Origin of the sequence: Stappia sp. 28M-7 (genome assembly GCF_014252955.1) — a bacterium.
GTDB lineage: Bacteria > Pseudomonadota > Alphaproteobacteria > Rhizobiales > Stappiaceae > Stappia.
This window is the reverse complement of record NZ_JACMIA010000004.1, coordinates 42,089-55,065: the sequence shown is the minus strand read 5'-3', so window position 1 is coordinate 55,065 and position 12,977 is coordinate 42,089. Positions and strand designations below refer to the sequence as shown.

The 12,977-nt window shown below is 61.9% G+C and carries 11 protein-coding genes and 1 pseudogene; all 12 read right to left on the bottom strand.

The window, feature by feature from the left end; all coding sequences use genetic code 11:
• Positions 1-31 precede the first annotated feature (31 nt).
• The 12 genes and pseudogenes from H7H34_RS23060 to H7H34_RS23000 all read right to left on the bottom strand — a co-directional run bounded on the left by H7H34_RS23060 (position 32) and on the right by H7H34_RS23000 (position 12,954).
• On the bottom strand, positions 32-2,068 hold the full coding sequence (locus tag H7H34_RS23060) for a conjugal transfer protein TraG (protein ID WP_185926893.1): 2,037 nt from the start codon (positions 2,066-2,068) through the stop codon (positions 32-34).
• A gap of 794 nt (positions 2,069-2,862) precedes the next feature.
• A pseudogene (locus tag H7H34_RS23055) lies at positions 2,863-3,096 on the bottom strand (transposase); the annotation flags it as partial.
• A 358-nt stretch (positions 3,097-3,454) separates the two neighbouring features.
• Positions 3,455-4,600, bottom strand: coding sequence for a cation:proton antiporter domain-containing protein (locus H7H34_RS23045; RefSeq protein ID WP_086466674.1), 1,146 nt, complete (start codon positions 4,598-4,600; stop codon positions 3,455-3,457).
• A 48-nt stretch (positions 4,601-4,648) separates the two neighbouring features.
• Positions 4,649-5,071 (bottom strand): thioredoxin TrxC, encoded by a 423-nt coding sequence (gene trxC, locus H7H34_RS23040; protein WP_041375351.1) that lies wholly within the window; start codon positions 5,069-5,071, stop codon positions 4,649-4,651.
• 52 nt (positions 5,072-5,123) lie between these two features.
• Positions 5,124-5,957 carry an SDH family Clp fold serine proteinase gene (locus H7H34_RS23035; RefSeq protein ID WP_245165648.1) on the bottom strand — a complete coding sequence of 278 codons (834 nt, stop codon included), beginning with the start codon at positions 5,955-5,957 and terminating at the stop codon, positions 5,124-5,126.
• Positions 5,957-6,709 (bottom strand): rhomboid family intramembrane serine protease, encoded by a 753-nt coding sequence (locus H7H34_RS23030; RefSeq protein WP_185926891.1) that lies wholly within the window; start codon positions 6,707-6,709, stop codon positions 5,957-5,959. The genes H7H34_RS23035 and H7H34_RS23030 overlap by 1 nt, the downstream gene beginning before the upstream one ends.
• 33 nt (positions 6,710-6,742) lie before the next feature.
• On the bottom strand, positions 6,743-7,321 hold the full coding sequence (locus tag H7H34_RS23025; protein ID WP_086466671.1) for an NADH dehydrogenase ubiquinone Fe-S protein 4: 579 nt from the start codon (positions 7,319-7,321) through the stop codon (positions 6,743-6,745).
• Positions 7,305-7,943, bottom strand: coding sequence for a hypothetical protein (locus tag H7H34_RS23020; protein ID WP_086466670.1), 639 nt, complete (start codon positions 7,941-7,943; stop codon positions 7,305-7,307). Before H7H34_RS23020 ends, H7H34_RS23025 begins: the two co-directional genes overlap by 17 nt.
• Complete coding sequence (locus H7H34_RS23015; RefSeq protein ID WP_185926908.1) at positions 7,940-8,155, bottom strand: hypothetical protein; 216 nt, start codon at positions 8,153-8,155, stop codon at positions 7,940-7,942. Before H7H34_RS23015 ends, H7H34_RS23020 begins: the two co-directional genes overlap by 4 nt.
• Positions 8,152-8,799 carry an HdeD family acid-resistance protein gene (locus H7H34_RS23010; RefSeq protein ID WP_140056108.1) on the bottom strand — a complete coding sequence of 216 codons (648 nt, stop codon included), beginning with the start codon at positions 8,797-8,799 and terminating at the stop codon, positions 8,152-8,154. Before H7H34_RS23010 ends, H7H34_RS23015 begins: the two co-directional genes overlap by 4 nt.
• A 27-nt stretch (positions 8,800-8,826) precedes the next feature.
• A complete protein-coding gene (locus tag H7H34_RS23005) occupies positions 8,827-9,969 on the bottom strand; it encodes an RNA polymerase sigma factor (RefSeq protein ID WP_185926890.1) in 1,143 nt (380 codons plus the stop codon).
• 78 nt (positions 9,970-10,047) lie between these two features.
• Positions 10,048-12,954: an ATP-dependent Clp protease ATP-binding subunit gene (locus H7H34_RS23000; protein ID WP_185926889.1), complete on the bottom strand. Its 2,907-nt coding sequence runs from the start codon at positions 12,952-12,954 to the stop codon at positions 10,048-10,050.
• Between the last annotated feature and the right edge of the window lie 23 nt (positions 12,955-12,977).

The window sequence follows — 12,977 nt, the reverse complement described above, 5'->3', positions numbered from 1 at the left end:
AATGCGATCACATGCGGATGCTTGCGCGGGATCAGAATCCTTCGAGGATATCTTTCTCCGGCCCCATTGCTTCGTTGACGCCATAGACGCGCGCCGGCTTCGACAGCCGATCCAGGGCGCGTTGGTCGGCGACGACATCCGACTCGTCTACATCGAGTCCCGGAATATCCGGCTGCCCCGGTTCGGCGGGCTTCGCAATCTCTTCTTCCGCCAAGCCCGGGTGGCGCTGCTGCTGAAGCCCACCTTCCTCACAAAGGGAACCGCGCCTCGTACCGTCCTCGCCGGAAGGCATCAGGCGGTCGTCGGTATCGCGCACCTGGCCGCTCCAGTCGTCGGGGCGCGGTGCCGGTTTGTCCTCGTAGCCGCCTTCGGAAAGCTGTGGGGCCGGCAGAACACGCTGCGTGAAGTTGCGATCTTCGTAATAGCGGAGCTTCTTCGCCCGGATCGGCGGCAGGCCCGAAACCAGCACCAGTTCATCCGCGGACGGCAATTGCATCACCTCGCCGGGCGTCAGCAGCGGCCGCGCGGTCTCCTGCCGGCTGACCATAACGTGGCTCAGCCACGGCGCTAGGCGGTGGCCGGCATAGTTGCGCTGCGCCCTGAGTTCCGTCGCCGTGCCAAGAGCGTCGGAGATGCGTTTCGCCGTCCGCTCGTCGTTGGAGGAAAAGGCGATGCGCACATGGCAATTGTCGAGGATGGCGTTGTTCTCGCCATACGCCTTGGATATCTGATTGAGCGACTGCGCAATGAGGTAGGCACGGATGCCATACCCGGCCATGAAGGCCAGCGCCGTTTCGAAGAAATCAAGCCGCCCCAGCGCCGGAAACTCGTCGAGCATCATTATGAGCTGATGCCTGCGGGTCTTCTTCGGGTCTCCTTCCAGCCGCTCGGTCAACCGCCGCCCGATCTGGTTCAACACCAGTCGCACCAACGGCTTGGTGCGCGAGATGTCGGATGGCGGGATGACGAGATAGAGCGAGACCGGATATTCGGCATCCATGAGATCGGCGATGCGCCAGTCGCAGGCCGAGGTCGTCGCCGCGACGGTCGGGTCGCGATAGAGTCCGAGGAAGGACATGGCGGTGGAGAGCACACCCGAGCGCTCGTTCTCCGACTTGTTCAGCACCTCACGCGCGGCCGAAGCCACGACCGGATGGACCCTCGGGTTCTCCGGCGTGCCGAGATGGTTGGTCGCCATCATCCGCCGCAGCGTCGCCGCGAAGGACCGGCGCGGATCGGACAGGAAGGTGGCGACTCGCGCCAGCGTCTTCTCCTCCTCGGCATAAAGCACGTGCAGGATGGCGCCGACCAGCAAGGCGTGACTGGTCTTTTCCCAATGGTTCCGGCGCTCGAGCGCACCCTCGGGATCGACCAGGATATCGGCGATGTTCTGGACGTCGCGCACCTCGTCCGGCCCCTTGCGTACCTCCAGCAGCGGATTGTAGCGGGCCGACCGCAGGTCGGTCGGGTTGAATAGCAGGCAATGCGAAAATTTCGCGCGCCAGCCAGCGGTCAACTGCCAGTTTTCGCCCTTGATGTCGTGGATGACGGCCGAGCCGGTCCAGGTGAGAAGGGTCGGGACGACGAGGCCGACGCCCTTGCCCGAGCGCGTCGGCGCGAAGGCCATGACATGCTCCGGTCCGTCATGGCGAAGATACTGGTCGGCGAACCTACCGAGGAACACGCCTGCCGGACGGAACAGGCCGGCCTTGCGAATCTCGCGCGGCAAGGCCCAGCGCGAGGAGCCATAGGTGGTGACGAGCCTGCTCTGCCGCGCGCGCCACAGTGAGCCGATAATCGCCGCCGCACAGCCCATGAAGCCGCTGCCCGCCGCCAGCATCCCGGCCTTGTCGAATACCTCCGGCGCATAGGCCTCGTAGAAATACCACCACTCGAACAGCTTCCACGGCTGATAGACCGGCCAGCCGAACAGGACGAACCAGGGGCTGCCAAGCTGCGCCTGATAGCCCAACATGTCGGCGCACCACTGCGTCGCCGCCCATACGCCGAGGATGACGATGGCGAAGACGACGGCGATCTGGCCGATCAGGAGCTTGGTGGGGGTCATGGGCGTCGTTCCGCTGCTTGAGACAAACGGAACGATAATCGAGCGATGCGACAGAAGCGCTTATGGTCTTTATATACGATGGAATGCGATCGACGTTCTACGATCAGGACAACCACTTGGCATAATGAGTCGCCTGCCAAACGAAGTATGCCGCCGAGGCCATGTGCACAACTCCCACAATAGGATCGACGGAGGAAGACCCCGCCACTACGACCCGAAAGAGCAGCAGCGTGCAGGCCATGTGGAAATGCCGAAAGACGGTTCTAAGACATAGGCCCCTACAAGAACGACATCGGACAATTAAGTGGCTATGTTGGTACCCTCCGCGCCAACGGCAATGCCGGCATCGGCCTTTCTTCGAACCGACAGCAGGACAGCACCCTTGCTGCTCGACGGCGCCATGCGCGGTCGTGCGTTTCCGACCAAGTCGAACAGGTCCTGGGACCGACGCTCAGGCCCGGCGAAACTATCGTCATGGACCTGTCTGGACGCCCCCGTTGATGCAAGAAGAATCTTTTCGAAGAGTTCGGAGCGTAGTCGGGTGCTGACATGTGTCCGGCCTCTGTTGCGGCTATCACACGCTGCGGGCCCGTATGGGGATTTCGCGGATTGGGCCAATACAATCTGGCGCGCTCGAGGTGCGCATCCATGATCTGGTTTTCCCGATCCCGTCTTATTGACCGTGGCGCCTTACTCTCCGTTCGACCTTCTCACACTTTCGCAGCCCGCTAGAGGAGCGGACTAACCTGCTACGACCGGCGTTCGATAGGTTCCGCTTTTAGAGCAGAATTCGTTCATGCTGCATCGTATCCGGCGGCGGCGATGTAATTGGCACATTCCTGCACTGTGAAGGTTGGGATCAGGCTGCCGATCCTGTCCCACAGGCCGTCGATGGTGCGCTCGGCTGCCTTCCTGAGCATTGCCTTAAGCTTCGAGAAGTCCGGGCTGTAGGGCGGAAGAAACAGCAACGGCGCTCCCGCTGTTTCGATCATCTGGCGAGTCCGCGGACCCTTATGGCTGGACAGATTGATGGGGTGGACGCCCCCTCAACCTGTCCAGCCATAAGCGCACCGCCGTGCGCCGGCCCATCGAACGGGCCGGCCTCCAAATGCACCTTTTCCAGGACTACAACTCCGACTTAAATCCAGTAGAAATAGCCTTCTCCACGCTAAAAGCATTCCCATAAAGAAGCATGCGCCGCGGCTCGTCAATGAGCTTTGGGACACTATTGCTCACGGCATCGACGCCATCTTTCTCGTCTATGTCTCCACTACCTCGCTGCTGCCGATTATGACTGGTGAGTGATCGAAAAATGCTTAGGTAAGAACGTTGCATCAAGATTCAACCGGTTCGCTCATTCAGCCGGGTCTAGTTGTTTTGGTCCCGCTAAACCTTTAGCCCCGCCCATCTGACCATGACACTCCCGGCCAGCATGCTCATGCCAATCGCGAGGAGTAGAGGACCAGCGAATTCCTCTGCAACAATGCTTGAGGTCGAGGAAACCGACAGCAGCATCAGGCTGAATTCTCCTCCGTGGGCCAGGATGATCCCAGTGCGCCATGAGCTCTGAAGCGACTCGCCGAACAGTCGGGCGACGACCAAAACGATCAGCGTCTTGCCCGCGAATATGATCGCGAGCCAGATCAGCACCACAGGCCATACAGATGGAATGATCCAAAGTGGCAATTGCGTTCCGATGCCGACAAAGAAAATCCCGACAAACAAATCGCGGAAGGGCCGAATCTCGTTCTCGACAGCATGGCGCGCGTCACCCTCGCCGATAATCATGCCGGCCGCGAATGCAGCGAGTGCCGGAGAAAGACCGGCGGAGGCCGCGACAATCGCAGACCCGAGCGCAATGGTGAGCGCGAGGAGCTGGGCAAGTTCCGGATCGCCACGCGACGCTACCCAACGGGCAAGCACCTGCAACGGGCCACGGGCAATGAACAGAGCTGCAACCAATGCCATTGCACTGGCGACGACCGTTATCACGCCATGTCCCTCGGCGGCTCCACTCATCGAATCGTGCAGAAGCAGGAATGCGACAGCTGCCAAGTCTTGAAACAGAAGCACTGCAATGGCCAGACGCCCTTGGGCCGATCCCAGAGCGTTCGCGCTTGCGAGCACCTTGAGGCACATGGCCGTGGATGACATGGCAACGGCCCCGCCGATGAGGATTGCGGGGAGGGGCGCGAGATCGAAGATCAGACTCGCTACCAACGACACCGTTATCGTCGTGACTGCAACCTGCACGGCTCCAAGACCGAAGACATGCTTCCTGAGCGTTACGATCTTCTCGAACGAGAATTCCAGGCCAAGAGCGAACAGCAGGAGTACCACTCCGATCTCGCCAATGCTGCTCAGGGCAGCGCTCTCCGCAATCAGGCCGAGGCCGGCAGGTCCGATGACTATGCCGGCAAGAATGTAACCGACGATACTGGGCACGCCGATCCGTGAACATATCGTCACGAGCACGAACGCGGCAAAGACCAACAAGGCCGCACTTTCGACAAATCCGGTCACGCCATGCATGTTCTTCTCCTGATGGCATGGCGCAGGTAAGGCCAATACCTGTAAACTCTAGACGTGCGAGCGCGCCCACTGCGCTATCTGCGCGGCAGGCATTGCTCCGCTCGTTCTCGCAATTTCCTTCCCGCTACTGAACAGGATCATGGTGGGAATGCCGCGGATCCCGTGGCGGCCGGCGATCTTCTGTTCGGCTTCCGTATCGAGCTTGCCGAGGCGGAAATTTGGTTCGAGCGACTGCGCCGCCGCCTCGAATTGGGGCGCCATCATCTTGCATGGCCCGCACCACTCGGCCCAGAAATCGACGAGCAAGGGCAGTTCGGCATTCGCATGACGGTCAAAATTAGCCGCTGTAAGCGTGACGGGCCTGCCTTGAAAGAGAGGCGCGCCGCAGCGTCCGCAATTGGGATTGTCGGTCAGGCGCTCTTGCGGCACCCTGTTGGTGGAATTGCACTGCGGGCAAGCGACCGTGGGCATCCTGTATCCTTTCGTTGACGAGCCGGTCTTGGCGGCCGGCTGATGCAAGCATTCAGCGCGTGGACATGGCGCGGCGCGCTTCTCGCTGCCGCGGCTCGGGCAGGTATTCCACGCCACCGCCCTGGCGACGAACCGGCTGCGGATAGAGCGTCATCAGCTCCAGTATTTCCTTGGACATGTCCGTTCCAACGGGCAGGCCCATGTCGCGGGCCTCATCGGCAGAGATGGGATAGTCGTGGGTCCAGGTGCCCGTCGCCAGCTTCGCCGCCACGGACGCTGCGCGGTTCTCGTCCATCTTGTCGGACAGCAGACGTTTCGCGAATGCCTCGATCTGCGCAATGGCCTTGCGACCGACATCGGCCATGATCAGGGTCTGGTCGTCGATCTCGGCGATGGGTTTCTCCTCGACGACCTTGATGAGCGAGGCAGCAGGCAACTGGCCAAGTTGCGGATCGACGGGTCCCAGCACGGAGTGTTCGCACATCACGATCTCGTCGGCAGCGAGTGCGATCAGCGTGCCACCGGACATCGCGTAATGTGGCACGAACACTGTGACCTTGCCCTTGTGTCCCTGAATGGCGCGGGCAATCTGTGTTGCCGCCAGCACAAGGCCGCCCGGTGTGTGCAGCACGATGTCGAGCGGCACTTCGTCGTCGGTCATCTGGATCGCGCGCAGCACTTCCTCCGAGTCATTGACGTCGATGTAGCGCATCAGGGGGAAACCCAGCAGGTTCATGGTCTCCTGCCGATGAATCAGCAGAATGACGCGACTGCCGCGCTTCTTCTCGATGTTGGCGATCTTGCGAGTGCGCATCGCCTCAAGATACCTGCGCTGCAGAACCGGCTGCAGCGCCGAAATGATGAAGAACAGCCAGAACAGCTGCATTATGTCCATGGACCTTGTCCTCCTTCCCGTCGGCCATCCGGCAGAAAGCCATAGATGCCCTCGTCGCGATAATAGTGGCGATAGGCATCGGCGCGCCTTCGCAGGAGTGGCGTTACAAGCCAACCGGCGAGAAACCCGCCGATATGCGCCCACCAGGCGATCCCGCCCGTGGCCTGATCGCTGCCGAGCGACAGAAAGCCGGGAATGACCTGCATGAAAAACCAGATCATCGCGAAAATGACCGCGCGCACTTCGAAGAAGAGGGGAATGAACAGAATCGGCACGATCACCACCAGCCGAGCCGCCGGAAACATGCGCGCGTAGCAACCGATCACGCCCGCGATCGCCCCCGATGCGCCAAGCGCGGGAACGACTGAGTCGGGGTTCGCCAGCGCGTGAGCCAGTCCGGCTGCCACACCACAGAACAGATAGAACAGCGTGAATCGACCCGGTCCGAGCCGATCTTCGACGGCGGGGCCGAAGATCCAGAGCGTCCACATGTTCAATATGAGGTGCAGCCAGCCCCCGTGCAGGAAGATGTTGGTCAGGAAAGGAGTCCAGTCCGACGGGGCGACGAGGCTCAGTTGCCCGAAGAAGCGCGAGGGCACCAGCGCGAACTCGAAAAGGAACCGATCCAGCGCGTGCGGCGGCAGGCTGGTCTGATAGAGGAACGCGAGGACGCTCATGCCGATGACCGCCCATACGATGACGGGCGGGTAGCGGCGCGCGACGCTGTCAAGATAGGGAAACAAGCGGCAGATCCTCGCTCGCGCTAGACATTCCGTTCATTGTTCTTTCCCGGCTATCGTCACGCCCGTCCAGGCCGGGGGATCGGAGGCCGGGAAGGATTCGAGCGAGGCTTCGAGCACCGGATCGAATTCGGCCTGTTCTTGCGACGACAGGTCCACCGTGCCTTTCTCCTCGACCGCGCGCCGGAGGCGGTGATCCGTGCGACCGTGATCCACGCGGGACGGTATACGATAGGCTTCCGGCGCATCGGCTCCCTTGTAGAGCCGATGCCATTCCTCTCCCCGCCAGTGGTGCGGCGCACGTCGGTGAGTCGTGTCCTCGCGCACGAGGTAGCGCCAGTCCTGCCGCTCCGCGAATGCCACAGCGCTTTCGCGGTCGGGAAACTTCAGCCGGATCGGACGATAGGGATCGTCGCTGGAGGTATATCCCATCAGCGGCTCGATGTGGGGCGGGCGCGACGGCTCGAATTCCAGTATCCAGTAGTTAGGCCGCGGCGCCGATGTCATCGCGGAACGTGCCGGCCGGTAAATGATCGCGGTCGGAACGTCCCACGACCTCATGTTGGTCCCGGGTATCTTCGGCGGAAAGGGCGGGCGGTTATGGCCGCGCATCATGATCTTCCTCCTTCTTAATCGTAGCGACCTCCGCTTCAAAATTGAGATCGTCAAGTTGTTCCATTCGGCTCGAATTTCGGCGAATGGCGCACGCTGTATCCATTGACGTTGGAGGCATGTTGTGAAGGACATCAGACCGCATCGCCATCGTTAGATCGGCGACGGATTGCATCACCTTCTTGCCGTCACTCTCTGACAGCGCGCCGTCCGCGAAACCGGACAACAATGCTTCGAGAACGACCTCAAAACGAGTCACAACCTCTTTGCTGGCCACTATGGCCAGCTTGTGATTGAGAATCTTCAGGTCATCGATCAGTGCGGCATCATGACCTACGTTTTCGACAATTTCCGCCACCTTTTCTATGCAGGACATGTATACGCCGAACTGCTGCTGAAGGATTATCACTCTTCCTTCTTTTTGAAGCTCGAGCTCTGTCTGACGATTGAGGAGAGCCGCCGTCAGCGCGATCGTGACGACGGCGCCCAGAAAGACCAGCGTCATCTCTTGGGCGAACGGCAGAGGCTCTTCCACGAAATACATGGCGCGGAACATGAAATAGACGCCGATTCCCAAGGCGGCGGCGACAACCAGATAGGCAACGTCGCGCAGTCTGTAGTTCATTGGCGATCGTCCTCGTCGAAACCGTTCTTCAGCCGAATATCGGGCGTCTGGAAGCTATGTTTTTGGCTCGCCTGCCGCAGGAAGACCGGTGTTGGACCGCTGCCGAACGGGTTGAAGCCAGCCTTGAGACAACGATCGAAGATCGTCTCGTCCCACCGGGTGAAATCGTCCTCGTCATCAACGGGCCGCCGGGTCTTCCTCGAGTGCGTCATGTGCCAGCGGGCTGGTCGGCGTCACGAGCCTTGGCGCGGTCCGTCTGATTTTCGCGGCGTAGCCGCAAGCCGAGCAGGATCATCATTGTTCCGAAGAAAGTGGCGTAGAAACCGAGAAGCCAGCCAAGGGCAAGGAAGGTTTCGAGCGGGCGCGTCAGCAGCATCCAGGTCACGACGACACCCAGGGCGACCGAGATTAGGCCGCTCAGGATGAGCCAGATTTCGCCCTTGATTTCCTTGCGCAGGCGGATGGCCGATACGACCTCCATGACGCCTGAGAATACGGACCAGAAGGCAATGCTGACCCACAGGAAGATCGCAAGAACGAGCGTCGCGACGAAGGGCGAGACCACGACCACGACACCAGTGGCGCAGCCCAGAATGCCGCTGAACAGCAGCCAGCCCCAGCGTTCGCCCTTGCGGATATTGCGTATCGCCGCGACCATCCCGAACAACCCGTCGGCGAAAGAGAAGGCGCCAAACACCAGGGTCAGGGCAAGCAGCGACTCCGCCGGCATGATAAAGGCGAGCACTGCGATAACCAGCGCGAGCACGCCGCGCAGCACGAAGGCCCACCAGTTCCGGGACAGGGTGCACATCACGGTCTGCATCGTGATCGAAGATGTTTCAGAGGTTGTCGTCATCGGTCTATCTCGTTGTCAGGTATCGAGTCAGGTGCCGGAGCTGGCACCCTCGCCGGCCAGCGCGGCGGCCAGGCGGCAGCGGTCGTCGATCGGCTGGGGCAGGCGCGTTGCATGGGCGATTTCCCGTTCGACGCGCGCGAGCTCCGTCGCCTCGGAGATCAGCCCGGCTTCGACTAGCTTCGCGCGCAGTGTCTCGCCCGCCTTCTCTGCGATTTCTTTGACCTCTGCCTCGGAAAGGCCCAAGAGGTCCGCCGTCTCCGCAACCGTGGCGTCGTCTAGGTGGAGCCGATAGAGAACGCGGCGTTCGGCCGGCGAAAGATCGGCGATTGCCCGGTGCAGCGCCATGCCGATCTCATGCCGATTCGCTTCGGTCTCAGGATCCGTGCCGTCGTCGTCGGCGATGAGCTCCTCGAGCAGCAGCACGTCGTCGGGCTGGTAGAACTCGAACATCTCCTCATCCGACTCAGTAGGCTCCCCGGCCAGCACCTCGGGCGCCACGTCGATCGGGGCGGCATCCTCGGGCACCGCGCGGCGCGCGGCCTGCGCCTCGGCCTCGATGGTCTCGAAGGCCAGTTGCGTCAGCCAGTCCCGGACGGAGAATTCGGTCGGCCGCCGCTCGAAGCGATCGAGCCCATTGAGGATCGTCGCATCGACGATATCGCGAACGGCAAGATAGCCCTGTGGTACCGATCCGCTGCATTCGAGATAGGTCAACTCACGCCTGACGGTGTCGTAGACCGTATCGAGATGATCCTCGATCAGGTCGAAGAAGAGTTGGCGCCGCTCCGCCTCCGCCGCATCCCGCGCGGGCGGCAGCGGGGCGCCGATCCGGCGCCGGCGGGCGGGACGCTTGTACTCCGGCTCGTGCTTGAGGCGCGCCACATGCCGATCGACCTGGTGGCGCAGGTCGGCAAAGGCCTTGCGCAGGACAGGCTCGATCTCGAACCCCTCTTCCTGCGCCGCGATCACGCCCGATGGCAGTTGCAGGCGCAGGCTGACTTTGATGCGCGTCTTGCCCCTCGTTTGGGAGGCGACGACTTCGAGCCGGACGAGATTCTCGCGGAAGCGTACAAGATGCGGTTCAAGTTGCCGCACCTCTTCCTCGATGACCTCAGGCGCGCGCTGTTGGCCGTGCCGGTCAAGATTGCGAAATGCTCTGATGACTTCCATGCCGTGTGACCTTGCTTGTCGCTTGTTAACGAGATGAGCCGGCGCGACCGTCATCGCGCCGGCCAGTCCTCCACGACGTCACCCGATAGACTTATCGTCCTTGGACTGCTCCCTATCCTTGGTGTCGACCGGGACATCGGGTGTCGGAGCGTCCGCCTTGTTTTCGGCAGCTTCGCTGGACTCGTCGATCCCGGCCTCGGCCTGATCGTCCGGGCTATTGTCACCGGTGTCCTTTGCGATCTTTTCGAACACGACCTTCTGTTCGTCCGCTGACCAAGCGACGCGGACCTTGTCACCATCCTCGATCCGCCCGGAGAGCATTTCACGGGCCAACTCGGTCTCCAACTCCGACCGGATCAGCCGGCGCAGCTCGCGGGCGCCGAATTCGGGACGGAAGCCGACCGCGCCGAAGTGATCCACGACGCTCACGTCGAATTCGAGTTCGACCCCCTGCCCCAGTGCAGTCCGCTTCACCCGGTTCAGCTGCAACTCGACGATCTGGCGGATCTCGGTCTGGTTCAGCGAATGGAAGACGATGATCTCGTCGATCCGGTTGATGAACTCTGGCCGGAAATGACCGCGCAACACCTCCATCAGTTCGGATTTCTGCTTTGCCTCGTCGAACTCCTTGGTGCCGCGTTTCTTGAGGTTGCGCTGGATGATGTCCGAACCGAGGTTCGAGGTGGCGATGATAATGGTGTTGGTGAAGTCAACGACGCGGCCCTTGCCATCTGTCAGGCGGCCATCGTCGAACACCTGAAGCAGGATGTTGTAAACATCCGGATGCGCCTTCTCGATCTCGTCGAGCAGTACGACCGAGTAGGGCCGACGGCGCACCTTCTCCGTCAGTTGCCCGCCTTCGTCGTATCCGACGTAGCCCGGAGGTGCGCCAACCAGCCGGGCAACCGAGTGGCGCTCGCCATACTCCGACATGTCAATACGGATCATCGCATCCTGGTCGCCGAAGATCACCTCGGCGAGCGTCTTGGCCAGTTCCGTCTTGCCAACCCCGGTCGGCCCGAGGAACAGGAAGGTCGCAGTCGGACCAGAACCTTCGCGCAGGCCCGCGCGCGCCAGGCGCACCGCATCGGCCACGGCGCGGATCGCTTCTTCCTGGCCGATGACGCGCTCGTGTAGCTTCTCCTCGAGCTTGAGGAGCTTGTCCTTCTCCTCGGTGGTCAGCTCGGTGACCGGAACGCCGGTGATCTTGGAGACGATCTGCGCGACGTGATCGGCGCGCACCTCGGCGGTGGCGGAGGCCTGGTCGCGCTTCCAAATCTCCAGAAGCTCGTCCAGCTCCTTCTGCTTCTGTTCGAGTTCCCTCTTCAATTCCGCTGCCCGGTCGAATTGCTTGCGGGCTGCGGCATAGTCCTGCTCGCGCTTGATCTGCGCGACCTCGGCCTCTAGCTCCTGGACGTCCACGGGGCGCGCTGTGGCGCTGATCTTCACACGTGCGGCGGCCTGATCGATCAGGTCGATCGCCTTGTCAGGCATGAAGCGGCCAGTGATGTAGCGGTCCGAAAGCTCGGCCGCCGCGACGATGGCCTCGTCGGTGATCGTCACCTTGTGGTGCGCCTCCAGCGTGTCGCGCAGGCCGCGCAGGATCATGATGACCTGAGCGACCGTGGGTTCCTCGACATAGACCGGCTGGAAGCGGCGTTCGAGCGCTGCGTCCTTCTCGATGTATTTCTGGTACTCGTTGAGCGTCGTCGCGCCGATCAGGTTCAGCTCGCCCCGCGCCAGCGCCGGCTTGAAGGTGTTGGCGATGTCGAGACCACCTTCGCCACCGCCCTGGCCGGCGCCGACGATGGTGTGCATCTCGTCGATGAACAGGATCAGGCTGTCCTTCTCCTCGGTGATCTCCTTGAGGATCTTCTGGACTCGCTCCTCGAACTCGCCGCGATACTTCGACCCGGCCACCATCGAGTTGATGTTGAGCTCGACCAGCCGCTTGTCGCGCAGCGCCTCGGGCACTTCGCCCGCGACGATCCGTTGTGCAAGTCCCTCGACGATGGCGGTCTTGCCCACGCCGGGCTCGCCGATCAGCACCGGGTTGTTCTTTTTCCGGCGGGCCAGCACTTCGATCGTCGTCTCGATCTCGCGGGCGCGGCCGATGACGGGATCGAGCTTGCCCTCGCGGGCGAGCTTCGTCAGGTCACGGCTGAACTGGTCGAGATCGGGGGTGTTCGACGGAGTCTCGACGCGGCCTTCCTCGGCTCCCTTGCCGACCACCTTCGTCACCTGCTGACGCAGCGCCTGCGGCGTCAACCCCAGCTTACGCAGCATCGCCGCGGCCAGGCCTTCACCTTCCTCGGCAAGTCCGATCAGAAGGTGCTCGGGACCGACATAGGAATGGCCGAGTTCGTTCGAGGCGATGAAGGCCCGGTTCAGCGCGTCCTTCAGGCGAGGGCTTACGCCGATTTCGCCTTCCGTCTTGGCGTCTCCACGCTTCGCTTCCTTCTCGATCTGGCGGCGCAGATCGTCCACATCGACCTTGAACTGTTCCAGGATCGTCTTGACGACGTCAGACGAGGTCAATGCCAGAAGCAGATGTTCGGTATCGACCTCGCTGCGCCCGAATTCCCCGGCCTTCTGTGCTGCATCCTGCAGCAGCTTGTTGCCCTGTTCGCTCAGCCGATCGGCGATGGTGCGTCCGCCGCCGCGCCGCGATCCGCGGCGCGGCGTTTCCTCCCCGAAGGTGGCATCCACGACGTCGTCCTCACCCGCGCCCGTGGCGCCCAGTGCACCACCCCGCAGCGGGCTGTCGCTGAACAGGCTGCCGAACCCGCTATCGCCGAAGAATTCGTCAAAAAGGGAATGTCGTCCGAACAGGGACTCCAGCGGCGATGCGCTGCGGCCCGACCGGCGCACCATTTCGCGGTAGTGCTGATCGCACAGCTCCATGTTCTGAACTTTGCCGTTCACCGAGGCGCGCACGCGCGCCGTCGCCGGGCGACCGCAAATATCGCAAGCTCCGTTTGCCATTTTTCCTCTCCGTTTCTTTATCC

What these genes read in the sequence shown, in the direction of transcription:
- H7H34_RS23000 (WP_185926889.1), bottom strand. Translation starts at nt 12,954, where the DNA reads ATGGCAAACGGAGCTTGCGATATTTGCGGTCGCCCGGCGACGGCGCGC.
- H7H34_RS23020 (WP_086466670.1), bottom strand. Translation starts at nt 7,943, where the DNA reads ATGAACTACAGACTGCGCGACGTTGCCTATCTGGTTGTCGCCGCCGCC.
- H7H34_RS23005 (WP_185926890.1), bottom strand. Translation starts at nt 9,969, where the DNA reads ATGGAAGTCATCAGAGCATTTCGCAATCTTGACCGGCACGGCCAACAG.
- H7H34_RS23035 (WP_245165648.1), bottom strand. Translation starts at nt 5,957, where the DNA reads ATGCAGCTGTTCTGGCTGTTCTTCATCATTTCGGCGCTGCAGCCGGTT.
- H7H34_RS23010 (WP_140056108.1), bottom strand. Translation starts at nt 8,799, where the DNA reads ATGACGACAACCTCTGAAACATCTTCGATCACGATGCAGACCGTGATG.
- H7H34_RS23025 (WP_086466671.1), bottom strand. Translation starts at nt 7,321, where the DNA reads ATGATGCGCGGCCATAACCGCCCGCCCTTTCCGCCGAAGATACCCGGG.
- H7H34_RS23015 (WP_185926908.1), bottom strand. Translation starts at nt 8,155, where the DNA reads ATGACGCACTCGAGGAAGACCCGGCGGCCCGTTGATGACGAGGACGAT.
- H7H34_RS23060 (WP_185926893.1), bottom strand. Translation starts at nt 2,068, where the DNA reads ATGACCCCCACCAAGCTCCTGATCGGCCAGATCGCCGTCGTCTTCGCC.
- trxC (WP_041375351.1), bottom strand. Translation starts at nt 5,071, where the DNA reads ATGCCCACGGTCGCTTGCCCGCAGTGCAATTCCACCAACAGGGTGCCG.
- H7H34_RS23045 (WP_086466674.1), bottom strand. Translation starts at nt 4,600, where the DNA reads ATGCATGGCGTGACCGGATTTGTCGAAAGTGCGGCCTTGTTGGTCTTT.